Below are 18718 nucleotides of genomic sequence, written 5' to 3'. Positions count from 1 at the left end.
TCGCTGTTGACCGCAGTCAAGCACGAGTGTCGAGCCTCAGCGATGCCCCTCGTCAGCGGAAGTCGTCGCTGGGGCGCGAAGGTAGGCGTAGACGGTCTCCCGGCTAATGCCGTACTCCGTCGCCCGAGCCGTCTTCGACATGCCGGCAGCAGTGCGGTCGCGCAGTTCGGCGGTCTGGGACGGGGAGAGCGATCGGGCGCGGCCGCGGTAGACGCCGCGCTGCTTGGCGAGGGCGATGCCCTCGCGTTGGCGCTCCCGAATGAGTTCGCGTTCGAACTCCGCGAACGCGCCCATCATGTTCAGCAGCAGGTTCGCCATCGCGCTGTCCTCACCAGTGAAGGTGAGCTGCTCCTTCACGAACTCGACCCGCACCCGCTTGGCCGTGAGACGGCGCACCAGCCGGCGGAGGTCTTCAAGGTTCCGCGCTAGCCGGTCCATCGAATGCACGAGCACCGTGTCGCCATCGCGGACGAACCCGATCATCTCTTCGAGCTGCGGACGGTTCACGTCCTTACCGGAGGCCTTGTCCTCGAACACCCGATCCAGCGCCACGCCATCGAGCTGGCGCACGGTGCTCTGATCCAACGTGCTTACACGCACGTACCCGACTCGCTGACCCGACACGGCGCCTCCGACCCCTACTTTGTCCAGTTGAAGTCTAAGAGCCACGAAGGTAAGTGTCAGACAAGCCGCAAAGTGACCCTATTCGGACGCGTCTCAGCGGTAACGCTTGACGTCCAGTTGGGGTGTACTACAGATGGACAGCTGTCCGCCCTCGTGCCCACGTAGCGGTGGGGTCATTTGGTCTCCGCGAGCCGCGGGATGCGCCCTGGCGTCGAGCTGGGGCGCATCCCGTGTTGCGGGTTGGTGGTTACTGCTGGATGAAGGCGAGCAGGTCGGGGTTGATGATGTCGGCGTGGGTGGTCAGCATGCCGTGGGGGAAGCCCTCGTAGATCTTGAGGGTCGCGTTCTGCAGAAGCTCGGCTTGCTTGAGTGCGGCGTCGCGGTAGGGGACGACCTGGTCGTCGTCGCCCTGGGTGACCAGGACCGGAACCGTAATGGCCTTGAGGTCGTCGGTCTGGTCGGTCTCGGAGAAGGCCTTGATGCCCTCGTGGTGGGCCAGGGCGCTGCCGGTCATCCCCTGTCGCCACCAGTTGTCGATGACGGGCTGCGACACGGTGGCGCCCTCGCGGTTGAAGCCGTAGAACGGGCCGGCGGCGACGTCGCGGAAGAATTCAGCGCGGTTGGCGGCCAGCGCGGTCCGGAACCCGTCGAACACGTCGATCGGCGTTCCCTCGGGGTTCGCATCGGTCTGGACCATCAGCGGGGGCACGGCTGAGACCAGGATCGCCTTCGCGACTCGGCCCTGCGGCTGCCCGTACCGGGCGACGTAGCGGGCGACCTGCCCACCGCCGGTCGAGTGGCCGATGTGGACGGCGTTCTGCAGGTCGAGGTGTTCGACGACGGCGTTGACGTCGGAGGCGTAGTGGTCCATGTCGTGCCCGGTTCCGATCTGCGAGGAGCGGCCGTGTCCGCGGCGGTCGCTCGCGATGACGCGGAAGCCGTGTCCGAGGAAGTACAGCATCTGCGCATCCCAGTCGTCCGAGGACAGTGGCCAGCCGTGGTGGAACACGATCGGCTGGGCGTCGGTGGTGCCCCAGTCTTTGTAGAAGATCTCTGCGCCGTCATCCGTGGTCACAAAGGGCATGGTCATCCTCCGATTTCGTGCCGCCGCGGACTGCGTCCGGGCGACGATCATCTGCCGGCTCACGTGCTCGTGAGACGACTGCGGCCGCGGTTGCGGCCCGTTCTCTGAAGCGGACAGCGGTGGCCGCTGCGCGTGTGAGTGGTTACGCGGTCTCGCGGGCCGCGGTCTCGATGACGTCGGCGACGTCGGCCGGGTGGGTGTGCATCACCAGGTGCGGGGCGTCGAGCTCGATGACCGCGCGGACGCCCGCGCGCTGGTAGCCGAAGCGCTCGACCTCCGGGTTGATGGTGTGGTCGGCGGCGGACACGATGCCCCACGCGGGAGTGGTCTTCCACGCCGCGACCGAGGCGGGCTCACCGAAAGCAGCGCCGGTCAGCGGGCGCTGCGAGACGGCGAGCCCCTGCGCGGTTGCACCGTCCACTCCGTCTGCAAATACGCGGGGGAACGCGTCGATGCGCACGGACACGTCGACCCCGTCCTCGCCGCCCTCGACCGAGAACGGGGTGTAGACGAGGTTGGCGGCGAGTTCCGAGTCGGGGAATCCGCCCTGCAGCTGCCCGAGGCTCTCGCCTACTTCGAGCACGTAGCCGGACACGAGCACCAGGGCGATGACGTTCTCGGCGGCTCCTGCGACCGTGATGACCGCGCCGCCGTAAGAGTGGCCGGCGAGTACCACGGGGCCCTCGATCTGCTCGACGAAGGCGCGGATGGAGGCGGCGTCGGCGGCCAGGCTGCGGTTGTACACCGGCGGCACCAGAACGGTGTGTCCGCGGTCGAGTAGCTCGCGGGTGACGGGCGCCCATGACGCGGAATCCGCGAATGCTCCGTGGACGAGGACGATGGTGGGGGTGGTGGGCATGACGAGCCTCCTTCAACGGCCGGGCACCGGTGGTGGAGCGCTTTCACGGCCAGGATCAGAGTGGCCGCGCTCATCAGCGCCTCGCGCCGATTGCGCGGATCGTCATGCTTTCGTTCGCGTCAGAGCATGAGCGGGGGCGACCTCAGGCCTCGGCGGCGGGGTGTCCGCGGTCGCGCCAGGTACTGGGTGCGGAGCCGAAGTGGTGCGCGAAGGCGCGGCTGAGGGCCGACGCCGACCGGAAGCCGCTGCGCTCCGCGACGCTACGAATGCTGACGGCATCGCCCGCCTGGCGCTCGAGCAGAGTGCGCGCGCGGGCCAGACGGGCCGCCAGGATCTCCTCCGCGACAGCGGAACCGTCGCGCTCGAACACCTTCTGCAGGGTGCGCAGCGACACCCCCATCTGCTCCGCGATGACGGAGGGCGTCGTCGACGGGCTGGCTGCGTGGCGGGTGATGTGGTCCCGTGCTCGCCCGAGGAGCATCCGCCGCTCCACGGCCGGCTCAGTGCGCTGATCGAGGACATCGTCGACGAACGCCCGGGTCAGGTCGATCACTGACTGCGCGAACGCCGCCTCCGACGCCGCACCCAGGGGAGTGCGCAGAGCCATCACATACGACGCCATCGAGCCCAACAGCCGAGGTGCCCCCTCCTCCAGAATGAACGTCGTCGTCGACACCGCCTCGACCTCTGCTGGAGTCAACGGAAGCGCGGAGCGCGCTATCCGGATCGACAGGCACCGAAAGTCAGGCGTGACCTCGAACCCCGACACCTGAGGCATGTGACTGACCGCGAGATGCCCGGCGTCGCAAGGAATCTCGAGTGAACCGCGGTGGCTGACGATCGCGCCCGACGTCACGAACGCCCACACAAAGGCGTCCTTCGGATCCGTGTACCCCGATCCAACATCGTCCCGCGCATGCGGCGCCTTCACCTGAGCCAACTGAACCGGCCCCAACGTCTTGGACGCCAGGACCGTCGCCACGGTGGGTGAGAACCCGTGCGAGGTGCGGTCAGCCCGCTCCAGGAAAACCATTACGACCGCCCTTCCGCTGACGTGTGTGCAGAGCATGACACGCGCCCGATGAGGACATGGCAGGTTGATCGTTCACCTGTGCCGATGCGAGTTGAGCGGAACCGTGTTCTGCGCGCACCGTCTGCCAAAGTAGGGCTGGTACGGCGTGTTCAACAGCACGCATCCTGGCTGCCAGGGTGTACTCCAGTTTGGCGAATAACGGCACCTTGACCGTCTCGGGAGCTTTTAAATCGCTACCGGCTGCCCGGTGCGACCGTGATTCACTGATCGACATGAGCTGGAATCGGTCACGAGCGTGTGGATCAAGCACCGCCGTTCTGTTCATCGCCCTCTGCGTCAATGGCTGCGCGCCCGGCGACACCACCAACAGTGGATCTGCGAGCTGCGCAGCGCCGACGATCGAGCTTCAAGAGTCTTCCCTGCATCCCGGTGGGGCGTGATCGGGGTCCTCTGGCTCGTCAACCTGTCAGGAGACGGGTCCCAGGAGAAGGTGCGGCGAGACACCTGCATCGGCGCCCTTGTCGTCAGCATGCTGTTCGTCGTCGGAGCCGTCGTCCTCTGGTTCGTGCCGGTGGACACGAGCAACGATGCTCAGGGGTCGTTCGGCGCTTCCGCTGTCGCCGTCTCAGCGCTGCTCGTCAGCGGCATCCTCGGCCTCGTCCTCACCTTGATCCTCCGGCTCACGATGCCGGGAGAGGCCCGCGTCGATCGCAGGTGACGCTGAGCTCGGACGATCGGGCTCGCCGCAGGCCGCGCAGCGCGGCTCAGCACGCCATCGGAGCGCAGGTCCGGGCCGGGAGCCACTGCGGAAGAACACGAGAGATCCGGTCGGCGCTCCGCCGTACTCTCTCCCCCATGACGGACTACGCCCGACCCGCTGTCGAGGACCGCGTCTTCACCGACGAGGACGGCCGGCCGATCCCCTACGGGAACCGCTGGCGAGGAGGACCACCTCCGGACGAGAGCTACTCCGTCACCCGCGACACCGAGCGGTTCCGACCCGTCCACACGATCGCGGACGCCCTGCTTGAGTACCTCGCTCGCAGCTACGACGTCACGATCGAGGACGACCCGGCCCTCGCGGCCCGGGACGAAGCCGAGATCTCCTGGGCCGCCCGCGCCGTCCGCGTCACCCCGCGATCGGTCGACGCCGCCCCGCTGACAATCGTCTGGACCGTCTTCCCCGGCGTCCTCCTCCACGCCGGAGCACTGCAGCGGTTCAACTACCCCGTCTGCGGCTGCGACGCCTGCGACGACGACTGGACCGCCCTCGCGGACGACCTCGAGCGAACCGTCCTCGACGTCGTCGCGGGACGCTACGAGGAGAGCATCACCGCTCACGACGGCGGCATCACCGTCGCCTACCGCATCGGAGGCGGTGGTGAGCTGGGCATGTCGAGCGGCTACACCAACGAGGAGGGCGTGCATGAGGTGACCAGTCACGACGGGCAGCAGCTGTCCGCGCCCTGGAGCCGGGCGTGGCAGGCCTGGCCGGAACGCAGGCGCTGACGGACGCTCCGCACGGAGTCACCTCAGCAGGAGCGCGCCGGTCGCGGCGACCGCGACCCCGCGCCGCCCTTGACCTCCCTCCCCTATCTTCCTATTCTTCGGTCATGCCCAGACGGAAGCAGGGAGCGGTCCTCCCCCTCGAGCTCGACCTCCTGGACGCGCTCATCGATGCGGGCGAGCCGACGCACGGCTTCGCTCTCGCCGCATCGCTCGCCAGTGGAGACGGCCGGCCGCTCACCGCGCACGGCACGCTCTACAAGGCGCTGGGGAGGATGCAGGAGCGCGGTCTCGTCTCGTCGTCCTGGGAGGACAAGGCGGAGGCGAACGCGCAGGGCCGCCCTCCGCGCCGCCGCTACGAGGTGACCGGCGAGGGACGCGCCGTCGCCCACGCGGCCGCCGCTGCCCGCTCGAGCGCTGCCGGTCGCGCCCCGTTCGTCCTCGGTGGAACGGCGTGAGCGCCCGATCGTCGGCGGCGGTGCGCCGCTCCACGGTCGCCGCGCTGCGCTGGTGCCGCTTCTACACCCGCGGACTGGATCCGCACTTCGCGACCGAGCGGGCGGAGGAGATCGCGTCCGACCTCTTCGAGCACACCCGGTGGGCCGAGGAGAGGGAGCAGGCTCCCCGCCGCACGGCTCGGCAGATCGCCTCGCGCACGGTCCGGGGCGCCGGGGCGGATCTGCTGTGGCGCCGCGCCCGACTCCACGAGGGAAGCGCGGAGATGCTCTTCGACGCGCGAGTGGGGTCGCTCTCCACCGCCCTCTGGGCTGTCGTGTTCGTGCTCGTCCTGGCCTCCGTCGTCGTCGGCGGGTGGGCGAGCACCCGCCTAGTCACGGAGAGTCCGGTGCCGTTCGCGACGACGGCACCGGTGTTCGCGGCGACCGCCGTCGCCGCGCTGGCTCTGCTGCTGCTCCTGCACCACCGGACCCGCCGTGCCGGCGCCGTGCTGGGAGCGGTCGCCGTCTCGGTCCTCCCGACGGTCGCGGTAGACGCGCTCTGGTACATCAGCGCCACGGTCCCCGTGCTCGTGTCCTCGGTGCCCTCCCTCGACCTCCTTCTCCTGCTGCTGGGAAACGCGCAAGGACTCGTCCTGCTCGCCGCCGCCCTCTGCTGGTCCATCGCCCGACGCCCCACCGGAAGCCAGGTCACGACATGACGGATCCCCGCCCTCGAGGCACCACCCGGCTGCGCGCCACGATCGCCCTCGCCGCGGGAGGACTGCTCCTCACGGCAGGCCTCGGCGCCGTCCTCGCCGCCACCACGGCGTCGGCCGTCCAGGACTACGACGACCGCTTCGCCGCCGCGCGGGCGGCCGACCCGCCCGTCGTCGAGGACGACGTCGCCTCGTCGCCGCTCCCCTCGATCACCCCCGCCGCCCACGAGCCGGGCACGCCGTTCGAGGAGGCGACGCCGACCGCCGCCCCCGACGGGCACCGCTACGACCAGTGGGGCGTCCGCCTCTACGACGTCTCCGACGCACCGGACGACATCACCTACCCGGCGAGCCTCGTCGGCGACGAGCTCGGCAACGCGGTCAGCTGGGTCGACATGCAGCTGCGCATCGCCGGCTGCATGCGCGAGGAGGGCTTCGACTACACCTTCAAGCTGTGGTGGGAGCGCTCGCCCGAGGACCGGGGCTCCGAGCCCCTCGCGGAGGACAGCGAGGCCATGGCCGCCCTCTACGGCACGAACCTCACCTCGACCGGCCCCTACGACTGGACGCAGGCCGGCTGCCAGGGCCGGATCGTGCACGAGATGGGCAACGACGACGCCCACTGACACCCCGACGACGGAGCCCCGCGACGGGCGGGTCCTCGCGGCCCCTCGCCGACCGTGCTCCGCTCCTGCGGTGCGCTCAGACCTCGTCCTGACGTGTCGCCCAGCAGGCGACGGAGGCCGACCCGCGTCGCAGAGGCGGCAGGCTGCCGACGGCAGCGCGACCGGTGAGCACCAGGCGGACCGGAGCACCCGAAGCCAGGACCGAAGCCGCCGCGGAGGGGTGCGGCGGACCGACTTCGAGTCGCTCGCGCGGACGTGTTCGCGGCTCCTCCGTTCGAGGCCTCGAGAAGGGCGTATGGTCCGGCCATGACCGCACTCATCAGCACGGCGCCGACGACCGGATCCCCGATGACACGCCTCCCGGTGGCACCTCGACCGCGCACCGCCGTGCCGGTCGTCCCCGCGGACGATCTGCGGGAGGAGGCGGCTCGCCACACGCGGTTCTGGGCCTCGTACGACGCCGCACCCGGGTCGGTCACCGCCTGGGCCGACGCCGCTCTGTCGACGTGGCGGCGCCCCGCCCCGGCCCCCCGGTCGCCCGCCCGCGAGGGTCTCGACCAGTGGGACGAGGAGGGCGGGTACGACCCCGCCTGACCCCCGATGTCACCGACACGCGCCGTCCCCGAGTCGCGCGGCGCACGTCGGTGACGCCTCGACGCCACCGCCGGGGGCGCGGTGGTCGAGTGCTGTCGATCTCCGCGGTCCGGGCGCCCCGCTCGGACCGAGCGGAACTCCGGGCGGTCACTCCCCGCTGGTCTGAACGCTCGCCACGCCGTCGCAGGTCGCCGTCATCGCGGCGACGACTGCGGGGTCGTCCTGCGCGAGGTCGTCGCCGCCGCTCGTGACAGCGCCGTTGGTCGCGGTGCGCCCGTCGGCCGAGAGCGCCACCCGCGTCGAGGTGATGCTGTAGCGCCCATCGGCGTCCTGCGCGGCGAGGACGCCGGAGATCGAGTGGTGGCCGTCGGCGTCTGCCGTGCCGCAGGTGACGCCCGTACCGGCGTCGCCGAACCCGGCGAGCACGAACCGGTAGGGCTCCCCGTCGACGCCGACCGGCGTCACGAACGCGCAGTCGGTGAAGGCGAAGAGCGCGGCGGTCCTGCCGTCGCTGAGGACGGTGGCCGCGAGGGTCGGGCTCACCGCGACCGTCCAGCCGCGGTGGGTCGCCGGGCCCGCCAGCGTGTCCTGCTGCAGGAAGGTCGCGCCCGAGGCGGTGCGGATGCCGTAGTCGAAGCCGCCGTCCTCGTCGTAGAACGCCTGGTCCGCCCGGCCGTCGCCGTCGACGTCGCCGATCTCCGCCGTCGCGACGCCGGCCGGGACGGGGGTGTCGTTCGGGATGCAGCCGGTCGACGACGCGGGCGGTGCGGACGACGGTGCCGATGCGGAAGGGCTCGCCGGTGCGGCCGTCGCGCTGGACGCCGGCGTCGACGTGGACGCCGAGGGCGCCGAGGGCGGCGTCGACGCCTGCGTCTCCTCAGCCGCCCCCGTCGAGCAGCCCGTCACGCCGGCGAGTCCGCCGATCACCGCGACGGAGAGCACGAGCAGACGGGGCGTGAACGGACGGGTCTTCCTGCTTGCCGAACGAACCATGACGACCTCCTCGATCACGATAGGACTGCCGGGCCGCTCGCGCCTCCCCGTGATCGCCGTCTCCCGGCGCCGGCTCAGCGCCCCGGCAGGGTGTCGAGCGCCCGGGACCGGGCGGCGAGGAGCTCGGCGTAGGTGCCGTCCCGCTCGGCCCAGCGCAGTCGCTGTGCGGCCCGGACGACGATCTCGTCCGGGGTCGGCTCCTGCGTCAGCAGCTCCAGGACCTCGTCGAGGTAGGCGTCGAGGGGCAGGGCCGCCGGGTTGACGGCCTCCTGACCCGCGGTCGCGACGGCCGGCGGGACGAGCTCGGTCACCCGAACGCCCGTGCCGGCCAGCTGCGCCCGCAGCGACTCGGTGTACGCGTGGACGCCCGCCTTGGACGCGCCGTAGCTGGGCATCAGCGGGAACGGCAGGAAGGCGATCCCCGAGGACACCGTGACGATGTCGCCGCCGCCCCGGCCGAGGAGGTGCGGGGTGAAGGCGTCGACGGCGCGGATCGTGCCGAGCAGGTTGACGGCGACGGTCCGCTCCGCGGTGGCGAAGTGGGCGGGGTCGCGGAGGTCCTCCTGGAGCAGGACCCCGGACATGGTGACGATCGTGTCGAGGCCGGGATGCGCCGCCAGCACCTCGTCCCTGGCGCGGGTCACGGAGTCGGCGTCGGTGACGTCGATCCGGACGGTCTCGAGGTCCTCGACCCGGTCGGTGTCGCGTCCGCCGACGACGACGGTGCTGCCGGCGGCGGCGAAGCGGCGGGCGAGGCCGAGGCCGATACCCGAGGTGCCGCCGATGACGAGGACGGTGCGGTCGGTGATGTCCATGGTGTCTCCTCCTGGGGGAACGGGTCCGCGGTGAGCGGCTCGGCTCGATGGTCGCCGCCGCCGCGGGGGGCAGCCAGGTCCCGGCGGATCCGGGGAGTGGCAGGGCCTCTCTCCGCGCGCGACGGGGTGGGTATCGTCGGCCCCATGGATGTCGACGCACCGGCGAACGCGCTCGGCGAGTACCTGCAGGCCCGGCGCGCGCTCGTCGCTCCCGAGCGGGTGGGCCTGCCGTCGGGGACGCGGCGGCGGGTGCCGGGCCTCCGCCGGGAGGAGGTCGCCCTCCTCGCCGGCATCAGCGCCGACTACTACGTCCGCCTCGAGCGCGGCCGCGATGACAACCCCTCCGCGCAGGTACTCGAGGCCATCGCCCGCGTCCTGCAGCTGGACGACGTCGAGACCGCCTGGCTGCACGACCTCGCCGCGCCGAAGCCCCGCGTGCGGCGGCGCGCGCGGTCGGCGGAGCAGGTCCCCGCGCGGCTGCACCACCTCCTCGCAGCACTCGAGGTCCCCGCGTTCGTCGAGGGCCGCTACTTCGACGTCCTCGCCTCGAACCGGGCGGCCGTGTCGCTCTCGCCGCGGCTCGCTCCCGGCCACAACCGCCTGCGGTCGCTGCTGCTCGATCCGGAGGAGCGCCTCTTCCACCGCGACTGGGAGACGGCCGTCGAGTCGTTCGTCGGCGTCGCCCGGCAGACCCTCGGCCAGGACGCGAGCGACCCCCGCGCGGTCGAGCTCGTCGGCGAGCTCTCCCTCGCCAGCGCCCGCTTCCGCACCCTCTGAGCCCGGCACGACGTCCGCCCGCTCCGCGGCGGCACCGCGACGATCGACCACCCCCGGGTCGGCCCCCTCGACCTGCACCGCGAGAAGCTGCCGGTCGACGGGCTCGTCCTGGTGATCTACTACCCCGACGAGCACGGCGACAGCGGGGACAGGCTCCGCCTGCTCGCGGCCTGGGACGGCAGCACACCCGAGTCCGCGCTCGGGGCGCGCGACTGAGGGTCCCCGGGACGACGTCAGAGCCGAGGTGCCCGCGGTGACGGCACAGGAGTCCCGGTCCTCGGCGGACGGTCCCCCTCGGGCTCCGGCTCGTCGGTGAGGCGCAGCCCGCCCGGGGCGTAGGAGTCCGCGATCCAGCGCCGCACCCAGGCCTGGTTGAGGACGACGCGATCGGCACTGGCGTAGCGGAACCGGAGCGCGCTCGCGGGATGCAGCCAGATCGAGGTGCGACCGCTGCCCACGGCCGGCAGGTCCTTCCAGGAGAGGTAGAAGCTCTCGCCCCGGCCGAGCTTGGTGCCGATGACGACCTGGAGGTGACCGAGGAGGCGGTCCTCGAAGTCCACGTCGAGCCGCGAGTCGTAGACGAGTCGTCCCACGGGGATCCTGACGTCGGGTGCATCCGGAATGGATGCCGTGGCCACGCGAAAGGGGTCCGGATGGGGTCGGAACGGAGGCTACGCCCGAACGGGCCGGAATCCTCACGCTTCGTCGATATCGGTGCGACATCCCCCTCCTGGCTCCCCCGAGCGCTTCCCAGAGCGACTCGGGAGGTCTGGGTTGCAGACACACGGGGTTCCGGATCCGGATCGGAGGCCGTGAGGAGGGGGCTCACTGTCCTGGCGGCGCCGCCTCTGCGCGGGTTCCCGTCGGCTGCGCGCACTTCGGCGTGACCGACGGGCGCCGCAGTGCGGAGCCGACCCGGCCTGCGCGGCCGCGCGGAGCGCCTCGCTCCGCAGGACGAGCGGCGGTCGGCTACCTCCTGCTCGCCGGTCCCGGCAACCCCGTCCCCGCCCGGGCGTCGCATCGCCGACCATGGAACGGTGCAGCAGCTGAGCAACGCCCTCCGGAGCTCCTTCCCGGCCGGCGGCGGAGACCGCCGTGACTGAGCCGGGCGAGGAGCCGGGCCCCTTCCTGTCCTGGGTCGGCGCGCTCGAGGAGGTGGGCGACGACGACGTGCCGGTCCTGCAGGCGGTCGGCTTCCTCAGCGTGAGCCTGCGCCTGAGCGCGGACGCGGCGTTCGCCGCTCTGCGCGACGAGGCCCGAGCGCTGACCCTCGACCTGCGGGAGGTCGCTTCCGAGGTGATCACCTTCCGCCGGACCATCCCCGCACCCGAATGAGGGGCCGGCGGGCGGACGGCGGGGCACCGGTCGGATCGACGAGCGGCCGGGTCCGCGGCACGGATCTCTTGCCCCGCATCCCTGTCCGCAAGCGGACATGTCCGCTAGAGGATCTTGCCGCGGACACTCCCCCACTGCGACACTCGCCCCGATGAGCACACACGGCGTCCGCGGCCCCCGCCCCTCCGACGTCGCGAGGCGCACCGTGCTCGGGGCGGCCTGGTCGACCCCGGTCGTCGCGGTCGCGACGGCCGCGCCGATGGCCGCGGCGAGCACCGCCGGGCTCACGGCCCGCCTGTCCTGGGACGGCCCGAGGGGCGTCCAGACGGAGTCGTCCCTCCTGTTCCTCACCCTGGAGTCGCCCTCGCGCGGCACTCCGGTCGTCCGCGGAACCGGCACTCTCACCCTGACCGTCCTCGAGGAGTACGCCTTCTCCCCCGCGAAGTCGGTCGTCGCGCCGGCGGGGTGGACGGTGATCAACGACAGCGGCCGGACGATCACGATCCTCGCCCCCGACGGCGTGACCGCGGGGACCAAGGGCTTCAACGTCGAGTGGGGTGAGCTGTCCGGCAACTGGACGACTACGGCCACCTGGACCGAGAGCGAGGTCACCGGCTCCGTCTCGTCGACCATCGAGGTCGGGCCGCGGGGCTTCCCCGTGCTCGAGTGGCTGACGAACCCCGCCGTCTTCGGCGGGACGTCGACGCTCCGGCTGCTGGTGCCCGCCGACTGCTACGCGATCGGCTACCCCGGGCTCCTGCTGATCCCCGCCGAGTTCTTCGACGCGTCGACGATCGCCCTGCCCGCGGGCTGGACCGTCGTCGACGAGGACAGCGCCGCGTTCGCGTACCTCACCGGTCCGACCGTCGCCGGTGCGGCCGACTTCGCCTTCACGTTCGGCCCGGGCTCGACCCCGACCAGCCCTGTCGTGCAGTGGATCTCCCCGATGGCACCGGGAACGACGCCGATCCAGCCCCGCCCGCCCCTCCGGCTCACGCCCGCCTGACGCGCCGCCGCCGGCGCACGGCTGCCGGCCGGTCTCGATACGCGCCTGCGGCGCTGCTCGACCAGCATGCAGAGGGCTCGGCCTCCGCCTGCTGCGGTGCGGCGCACCGCTCCGCCGGCTAGGCCGGGTTCGACTTCAGCAGCCGGGTCACCGCGATCATCGCGCCGCCCACCACCGCGGGGATCCCGCCGCCGGGGTGCACCGACGCTCCGACCCGCCACAGCCACGGCCGCAGGCGGTCGTGGTACGCGGGCCGGTGGAAGGGCCCGCTCTGCCAGGAGGGCCGCGCCGCGCCGTAGAGCGCGCCGTGCGCTTCGCCGCCCTCGCCGTAGTACTGCGGATCGAGCACCGTCTGCTCGTCGAGGAGGTCGGTGAGGAGCCCGTCGAGTCCCATCGCCCGCGAGACGCGCTCGACCTCGCGCCGCACGAAGGGGTGCTCGGCGGTGTACCGGCCGCCGTCGGCGGGCGCGGTGAGCAGGACGCCGAGGGTGCTGTGCGGATTCGGGTACACCTCGCCCGCGCGGTACTGGTTGACGAACACCATGGTGTCCGCCGGCTCGTCGCCCGCCTCGAGGCTGCGATGCAGCGCGGCGGGCCGGGTCGGCAGCACCACGCTGTGCGTCGCGATGCTCGCCGGCAGCTCCTCCCGCAGCACGCCGTAGAGCGCGATCGCCGAGCAGGAGAGGGTGCGGGGGCGCAGGCGGGGCAGCGCCGGCAGCCGCGACGGACCCGTCAGCGCCTCGAGCCGGTCGGCGTCCAGGGCGCTGACGACGAGGTCGGCCGGATAGCGCCCGGCGTCCGTGGTGACCGACCCGCGCTCGATGCGGACGACCGCCTCGCCGGTGCGCACCTCGACGCCGGCCGCCTCTGCCAGCCGGCTCAGCGCCAGCACGATCTCGTACACGCCGCCGCGGGGCACCCAGGCCCCGGTCTCGGCCATGATCGCCGGCATGCTCGCGTAGAGGGCGGGGGTGCGCGCGGGCGAGACGCCCGCGTTGAGAGTGTGGATCGCGATGATCTCGCGCAGCCCCTCCGGCAGCCAGGGCAGGCCGTCGAGGTAGGCGCGCGTGGTGAGCCGCGAGCCGTAGACGGCCAGCAGCCGGCGCAGCGCCGGGAGCGCGGCCCGGTCGAGCGGGTCGGCGAGCAGCAGCTCGGTCACGTCGTCGGCGAGGGGCGCGTGCAGCTCGGAGAAGCGCCGCCAGGCCGGGTACCAGGGGTGGTCCGGCGCGACCGGCAGCGAGGTCTCCTCCCCGTCGTAGTAGTAGCGGCCCACCTCGGGCATCCGCACCAGGTCGAGCCGGCCGGCGTCCCGGATGCGCTCGGGGGCGCGCTCGCCGTCGCCGAGGCGCCGCAGCAGCTCGTCCCACACCGCCGGGAACGTCACCAGGGACGGCCCGGTGTCGATGCGGTCCTCGCCCAGCTGGAGGCGGCGGCTCTTGCCGCCGAGCTCGGCGGAGGCCTCCAGGAGGGTGACCCGGTGGCCGGCGTGCGCGAGCAGCGCGGCCGCGGTGAGCCCGCCGATCCCGCCGCCGACGACGACGACGCGGCTCATGCGGAGCCTCCCAGCACGATCGAGACCAGCAGCAGGACCCCGGTGAAGGAGCCCGCGATGTACGGGAAGGCGACCGACAGGCGGTAGAGCCGGTGACCGGTCTCCGGCGTCGGGTCGCGCAGCAGGCGCACGACGAGGACACCGGCGATCAGGAGGTTGACCGCGGCGACCGGCACGCTCACCAGGGCGAACAGCACTGTGGAGACGAGCCACCAGGCCCCGCTCCACAGGGCCGTCCCGCGCGCCCCGAGCCGCACCGCGGTGGTGGTGATGCCCGCGTCGCGGTCCTCCACGATGTCCTGCACCGCGTCGAAGGCGTGCTTGGCCACACTCCAGGCCATCAGCCCGAGGGCGGCCGGCCAGACCGGCGGCACCTCGAAGGCGGCGGGCACGATGACCAGCGGCAGCGCGTAGGCCGCGTTGCTCAGCGAGTCGAGGAAGGGCCGCGCCTTGAAGCGCAGCGGCGGCGCGGAGTAGAAGACGAAGACGCCGGCGTAGAGCAGGATCGCGGCGTTCGCGAGCGGCGGCAGCGCGAGGAGGAAGTAGACCAGGAACGGGACGTTGGTCGCCGCGACGGCCCAGGCGATCAGCCGCACCTCGGACTGCCGGATCCTCGCGCCCTCGATCGAGCCCTTGCGGGGATTGGACGCGTCCGTGTCCTGGTCGTAGACGTCGTTGACGCCGTAGATCAGCAGATTGAACGGCAGGGTGAGCCACAGGATGATCGGCAGCGCCCGCAGGTCGAACAGCGCGCCGGTGAGCCACACGGCGACGAGGCCGGAGCCGATGGTGTTGATCCAGAGCACCGGGCGCGAGATGTGCACGAGGCGGCGCACGACCGCGCCGATCGCGAGCGGTGCGGTGCTCGCCGTCCGCTCACTGCCATCAGTCACTCGCCCGAGGCTACCCGGCCCCTCGACGCGGGGTGATGACTTGCGGGCCACACTGGGGGGATGCGTATGATGCTCGCCACCGCCGGCACCCGCGGCGATGTGGAGCCCTTCGCGGCCCTCGCCCGGCACGCCGTCGCCCGCGGTCACGAGGTCCTGCTGGCCCTGCCCGACGACGCGGACGCCCCCGAGGGCGTCGACACCGTGGCGCTCGGCCTGGACGCCCGGCGGATGCTCTCCCCCGCCGGCCGCACCCCGTGGGCGCTCGCGAACCATCTGCGCCGGGAGGTGCGGCCCGCGATGCGGCGGATGCTGGCCACCGCGGTGCGGGAGACGATCGCCTTCGAGCCCGACGTGGTGGTCCACCACCCGCTGATCCTCAGCGCGCCGATGGCGGCGGACGCTCTCGGCGTGCCCCGCGTGCTGGTGGAGTTCGCGCCGGTGGCCACCCCGAGCGAGCGGTTCCCCGCCGCCGGCGGTCCCACGGCCACCCGCGACCTCGGCGCCTGCAACCGGCACACCTACGCCGTGCCGCGCAGCGCCGCCCGGCTCTTCGAGGCCGATGTCACCCGCGCCGCCGCCGAGCTGCCGGGCGGCCGTCGTCCGGACCGGCGGTCGCCGTCGCGCGCGACGCTCATGGCGGTGAGCCCCGCGCTGCTGCCTCGTCCCGACGACTGGCCGGAGCGGGTGCACCAGACGGGGGCGTGGTTCGCGGAGCCGGCCGCGTCCCCCGACCCCGCGGTCGCCGAGTTCCTGGCCGGCGGACCCTTCCTCGTCGCGTCGTTCGGCTCGATGACGACCGGAGACGCCTCGGCTCGCGGCGACGCGATCGTCACGGCCGCCCGCGCCCACGGCCTGCGGGTGCTGCTCGTCACCGGGTGGGGCGGACTCGCGCTGCCGGAGGAGTGCCGCGGTCCCGACGTGCTGGCGGTGCGGTCGGCGCCGTTCGACGCGGTCCTGCCGGGCGCCGCGCTCGCCGTGCACCACGGCGGGGCCGGCACCTCGCACGCCGTCGCCCGGGCCGGCGTGCCCGCCGTCGTCGTGCCCGTCACCGCCGACCAGCCGTTCTGGGCCGCCCAGCTGCACCGGCAGGGCCTCGCCGCCGCCCCGGTCCCGCTGCGCCGCCTCTCGGCCGCCGCCCTCGTGCCCGCGACGAGCGACGCCCTGTCGCGGCGGGAGCGGGCCGCGGAGGCGGGCCGCCTCATGCGGAGCGAGCACGGGGTGCAGCGAGCGGTCGAGGTGCTCGAAGCCCTCTGAGGCGAGGCGGCCCGGTCGAGGACCGCGCGGAGGATCGGCTCGTGGACAGCGACAAGACCGAGGGCGATTCTCGGTGACCTGAGTGAAGACGACGGCGCGGGTCCGCCCGGAAGAATGGACGCGTGGATCAGGACAGCGTCAGCATCTCCTCCGAGCTCGCCCAGGTGTCGTCGCACTGGACGCCCCGGGTCGTCGGGCGGGTGAACGACCAGTACGTGAAGGTGGCCCGGCTCCTCGGCGAGCTCGTCTGGCACTCGCACGACGAGGAGGACGAGATGTTCCTCGTCGTCTCGGGCCGGCTGCGCATCCAACTCGAGGACCGGCCCGACGTGCATCTCGCTCGCGGGGAGTTCTTCGTCGTCCCGCGCGGCGTGCGGCACAATCCCGTGGCCGAGGAGGAGGTCGAGATCGTGCTGATCGAGACCGTCACCACCGCACACACCGGCGACGTCGTCGTCGCCGGCACCGTGCCGATCGCCGCGCAGCTGAGCGGCTCCTCCCAGCCCGGGACCTGACCGCTCACTCGACGCGGGCGGAGCGGCTCGGCGGCGGTCCCTTCCCAAGACGGTCGCCGTCGGACCGCTCGCGCTCCGTGTGCGCCGGATCCGCGCGGCGAAGGCCGACCTCCGGGGACGCGGCCGGGCAGGCGTCCGTCGGGCTCCACCCCGGCAGGGCCGGCCCGGGCTGCTCGCTCGAAGCGGGCGCCCCCCTGCTCGACGCCGTATTCCGATCGCCGGGACTCCGCCCGGGTGTACTCTCTCCTCATCTGAGGTAAAAAGCAGTCCGCGCTCGTTCGCGGCCTGTGCGCACACGCGGCATCGAGTGATCCGCCACTTCTTCCCCGTGAAGGAGTGCGCCCATGGTGCTCGACGCCCCCGATCCGCCCCGCGAGGCACGGCCCCACGCCGCCTGCGCGAGGAGCGGGTCGCCCTCACCGGCCTGTCGGCCGCGTCCCTGCTCGGGATGCTCGACAGCTCGATCCTCACCGTCGCCCTGCCCGCCCTCGGCCGCGGCCTGCACCCGTCGACCACGGGCCTGCATCGGGTGACCGGCGCCTCCTCGGTCGCGTCCGGCGGCCGCGGTCCTCGCGGGGACCGGCTTCGTGATCCGTCAGCGCACCGCCCGACCTCCTCCGCTTCCAGGACGCGATCACCGTCGCCGCCCTGGCCCTCTCTCTCGCCGCCGCGGTGCTCGTCGCCGCCGGCGCCCTCCGTTCCCGCACCACCTCGACCCAGGAGACCACCGATGTCCGACACCCTCACGCCGCCGCCCTTCGACCCCGAGCTCGCGACCTTCCTCGACCGGCTGCAGGAGCGCGGACCCTTCACCCTGACCACGGCGATGCTCCCGCGCATGCGCGAGCTGGAGACGACGGAGCACGAGCTCGACGACGCACTGCGCGCCCGCGGCCTCGAACGGCGCACCGTCACCGTCCCCGGGCACGACGGTGATCCGATCGACCTCGGCATCCTCCAGCGCGCCGGTCGCTCCGGCACCGCCCCCTGCTTCTTCACCATTCACGGCGGCGGCATGATGTTCGGCCACTACCTCGGGAACCTCGACTCCTACGACGACTGGCTGCTCACCCACGACGTCGTCCTCGTCACCGTCGACTACCGCCTCGCCCCCGAGCACCCCGATCCCTACCCCGTGGAGGACTGCTACGCCGGTCTCGTCTGGACCGCCGAGCACGCCGACGCACTGGGCGTCGACCCCGACCGCATCGTCCTGGTCGGCCAGAGCGCCGGTGGCGGACTCGCCGCGGGCACCGCCCTGCTCGCGCGCGACCGCCGGGGACCGTCGATCCTGGCCCAGATCCTGATCTCCCCGATGCTCGACGACAGCGATTCGACCGTCTCGACGAGGCAGATCGACGGGATCGGCGTCGCCGACCGAGCCATGACCCGGTTCGGCTGGGACGCCTACCTCGGCGCCCGGCGCGGCGGCGAGGACGTCTCCGTCTACGCCGCGCCTGCACGAGCCGGCGATCTGTCCGGACTCCCCCAGGCCTACCTCGACTGCGGCAGCGCCGAGGTTTTCCGGGACGAGACGGTCGCCTACGCGAGCCGCCTCTGGGAAGCCGGAGTCCAGGCGGAGCTCCACGTCTGGCCCGGAGCGTTCCACGGCTTCACCAGCATGATGCGCGGCGCCGAGCTGTCCCGCGCCGCCGTCACCGCGCTGGCCCGGTGGACGACCCGCCTCCTGGAGGGACGACCGTGAGCGGCGAGCGGGCGGGGCGCTGAGCGGTTCGCGCGCCGCCCGTTCGCCGGGTCGGGCCGCGTCCCGCAGCGCGCGCCCGTCCTCCGCGGGGACTGCGACCTCAGGGGGAGGCTCGCGCCGAGCCCCGCGGCTACCGTGAAGGGATGGCTTCGAACGAGAATCCCGCCGCGCCAGTCGCGGTCTGGTACTTCGTGGGAGCGACGTTCGTCGCCGCCCTGCCGATGATCCTGCTCCCGGACCTGCCCTGGCCGCTGCGCCTGGGCAGCATCGCGCTCGCGCTCGCCCTGATCGCGGGCGGCGGTGCGCAGCTGCGCCGCGAGAAGCGCGACGCCGCCCGTCGCGGGGACCAGCCGCCCGAGGCGTAGCGCCGGCTTCCGCAGCAGTTGAGCGCCGC

General features: G+C 72.7%; 21 protein-coding genes and 1 pseudogene. 13 read left to right on the top strand and 9 right to left on the bottom strand.

Annotated elements, in window-relative coordinates; translation table 11 throughout:
• Positions 1 to 36: 36 nt before the first annotated feature.
• The 4 genes from MT353_RS10440 to MT353_RS10425 form a co-directional block, all read right to left on the bottom strand.
• Complete coding sequence (locus MT353_RS10440) at positions 37 to 624, bottom strand: recombinase family protein (RefSeq protein WP_243624344.1); 588 nt, start codon at positions 622 to 624, stop codon at positions 37 to 39.
• 247 nt (positions 625 to 871) lie between these two features.
• On the bottom strand, positions 872 to 1708 hold the full coding sequence (locus MT353_RS10435) for an alpha/beta fold hydrolase (protein WP_243624343.1): 837 nt from the start codon (positions 1706 to 1708) through the stop codon (positions 872 to 874).
• A 142-nt stretch (positions 1709 to 1850) separates the two neighbouring features.
• Complete coding sequence (locus MT353_RS10430; protein ID WP_243624342.1) at positions 1851 to 2567, bottom strand: alpha/beta fold hydrolase; 717 nt, start codon at positions 2565 to 2567, stop codon at positions 1851 to 1853.
• A gap of 142 nt (positions 2568 to 2709) precedes the next feature.
• Entirely contained in the window at positions 2710 to 3600 is an 891-nt protein-coding gene (locus tag MT353_RS10425; RefSeq protein ID WP_243624341.1) for an AraC family transcriptional regulator, read from the bottom strand.
• Between the two features lie 295 nt (positions 3601 to 3895).
• On the opposite strand from MT353_RS10425, the gene MT353_RS10420 reads away from it, so the two are divergent.
• From MT353_RS10420 to MT353_RS10395, 6 genes are all read left to right on the top strand, one after another.
• A complete protein-coding gene (locus MT353_RS10420) occupies positions 3896 to 4318 on the top strand; it encodes a hypothetical protein (RefSeq protein ID WP_243624340.1) in 423 nt (140 codons plus the stop codon).
• Between the two features lie 137 nt (positions 4319 to 4455).
• On the top strand, positions 4456 to 5109 hold the full coding sequence (locus MT353_RS10415) for a DUF6226 family protein (RefSeq protein WP_243600116.1): 654 nt from the start codon (positions 4456 to 4458) through the stop codon (positions 5107 to 5109).
• Positions 5110 to 5213: 104 nt separating this feature from the next.
• Positions 5214 to 5564, top strand: a complete 351-nt coding sequence (locus tag MT353_RS10410; RefSeq protein WP_243600115.1) for a PadR family transcriptional regulator — start codon at positions 5214 to 5216, stop codon at positions 5562 to 5564.
• Positions 5561 to 6262, top strand: coding sequence for a hypothetical protein (locus MT353_RS10405; protein WP_243624339.1), 702 nt, complete (start codon positions 5561 to 5563; stop codon positions 6260 to 6262). Before MT353_RS10410 ends, MT353_RS10405 begins: the two co-directional genes overlap by 4 nt.
• Positions 6259 to 6885, top strand: a complete 627-nt coding sequence (locus MT353_RS10400; RefSeq protein WP_243600113.1) for a hypothetical protein — start codon at positions 6259 to 6261, stop codon at positions 6883 to 6885. Before MT353_RS10405 ends, MT353_RS10400 begins: the two co-directional genes overlap by 4 nt.
• Before the next feature lie 306 nt (positions 6886 to 7191).
• Positions 7192 to 7479, top strand: coding sequence for a hypothetical protein (locus MT353_RS10395; RefSeq protein ID WP_243624338.1), 288 nt, complete (start codon positions 7192 to 7194; stop codon positions 7477 to 7479).
• Positions 7480 to 7626: 147 nt separating this feature from the next.
• Here the strand turns inward: MT353_RS10395 and MT353_RS10390 are convergent, their stop codons facing one another.
• Together MT353_RS10390 and MT353_RS10385 are read right to left on the bottom strand one after the other, a co-directional pair.
• On the bottom strand, positions 7627 to 8472 hold the full coding sequence (locus tag MT353_RS10390; RefSeq protein ID WP_243624337.1) for a hypothetical protein: 846 nt from the start codon (positions 8470 to 8472) through the stop codon (positions 7627 to 7629).
• Positions 8473 to 8546: 74 nt separating this feature from the next.
• On the bottom strand, positions 8547 to 9287 hold the full coding sequence (locus tag MT353_RS10385) for an SDR family oxidoreductase (protein ID WP_243624336.1): 741 nt from the start codon (positions 9285 to 9287) through the stop codon (positions 8547 to 8549).
• Between the two features lie 144 nt (positions 9288 to 9431).
• Between MT353_RS10385 and MT353_RS10380 the strand changes: the two are divergent.
• A pseudogene (locus tag MT353_RS10380) lies at positions 9432 to 10280 on the top strand (helix-turn-helix domain-containing protein).
• 17 nt (positions 10281 to 10297) lie between these two features.
• On the opposite strand, the gene MT353_RS10375 reads toward MT353_RS10380, so the two are convergent.
• Complete coding sequence (locus MT353_RS10375; RefSeq protein WP_243624334.1) at positions 10298 to 10657, bottom strand: ATP-dependent DNA ligase; 360 nt, start codon at positions 10655 to 10657, stop codon at positions 10298 to 10300.
• Positions 10658 to 11159: 502 nt separating this feature from the next.
• Between MT353_RS10375 and MT353_RS10370 the strand changes: the two genes are divergently transcribed.
• Positions 11160 to 11399, top strand: coding sequence for an ANTAR domain-containing protein (locus MT353_RS10370; RefSeq protein WP_123737003.1), 240 nt, complete (start codon positions 11160 to 11162; stop codon positions 11397 to 11399).
• Positions 11400 to 11550: 151 nt separating this feature from the next.
• A complete protein-coding gene (locus MT353_RS10365; RefSeq protein WP_243624333.1) occupies positions 11551 to 12405 on the top strand; it encodes a hypothetical protein in 855 nt (284 codons plus the stop codon).
• A 118-nt stretch (positions 12406 to 12523) separates the two neighbouring features.
• On the opposite strand, the gene MT353_RS10360 is transcribed toward MT353_RS10365, so the two are convergent.
• A complete protein-coding gene (locus MT353_RS10360) occupies positions 12524 to 13957 on the bottom strand; it encodes an NAD(P)/FAD-dependent oxidoreductase (protein ID WP_243624332.1) in 1434 nt (477 codons plus the stop codon).
• Complete coding sequence (locus MT353_RS10355; RefSeq protein WP_243624331.1) at positions 13954 to 14850, bottom strand: UbiA family prenyltransferase; 897 nt, start codon at positions 14848 to 14850, stop codon at positions 13954 to 13956. Before MT353_RS10355 ends, MT353_RS10360 begins: the two co-directional genes overlap by 4 nt.
• 60 nt (positions 14851 to 14910) lie before the next feature.
• Here MT353_RS10355 and MT353_RS10350 point away from each other — a divergent pair, with 60 nt between their 5' ends.
• From MT353_RS10350 to MT353_RS10335, 4 genes are all read left to right on the top strand, one after another.
• On the top strand, positions 14911 to 16104 hold the full coding sequence (locus tag MT353_RS10350; protein ID WP_243624330.1) for a glycosyltransferase: 1194 nt from the start codon (positions 14911 to 14913) through the stop codon (positions 16102 to 16104).
• 122 nt (positions 16105 to 16226) lie between these two features.
• On the top strand, positions 16227 to 16619 hold the full coding sequence (locus MT353_RS21960; protein WP_243624329.1) for a cupin domain-containing protein: 393 nt from the start codon (positions 16227 to 16229) through the stop codon (positions 16617 to 16619).
• Positions 16620 to 17349: 730 nt separating this feature from the next.
• Positions 17350 to 18324, top strand: a complete 975-nt coding sequence (locus MT353_RS10340; protein WP_159422711.1) for an alpha/beta hydrolase — start codon at positions 17350 to 17352, stop codon at positions 18322 to 18324.
• A 143-nt stretch (positions 18325 to 18467) separates the two neighbouring features.
• Positions 18468 to 18689: a hypothetical protein gene (locus tag MT353_RS10335; protein ID WP_123446411.1), complete on the top strand. Its 222-nt coding sequence runs from the start codon at positions 18468 to 18470 to the stop codon at positions 18687 to 18689.
• The last annotated feature ends 29 nt before the right edge of the window (positions 18690 to 18718 follow it).

Origin of the sequence: Rathayibacter sp. VKM Ac-2927 (genome assembly GCF_022815525.1) — a bacterium.
GTDB classification, from domain to species: domain Bacteria; phylum Actinomycetota; class Actinomycetes; order Actinomycetales; family Microbacteriaceae; genus Rathayibacter; species Rathayibacter festucae.
Note: the sequence above shows the minus strand (reverse complement) of the source record. Positions and strands in the feature narration are given on the sequence as shown.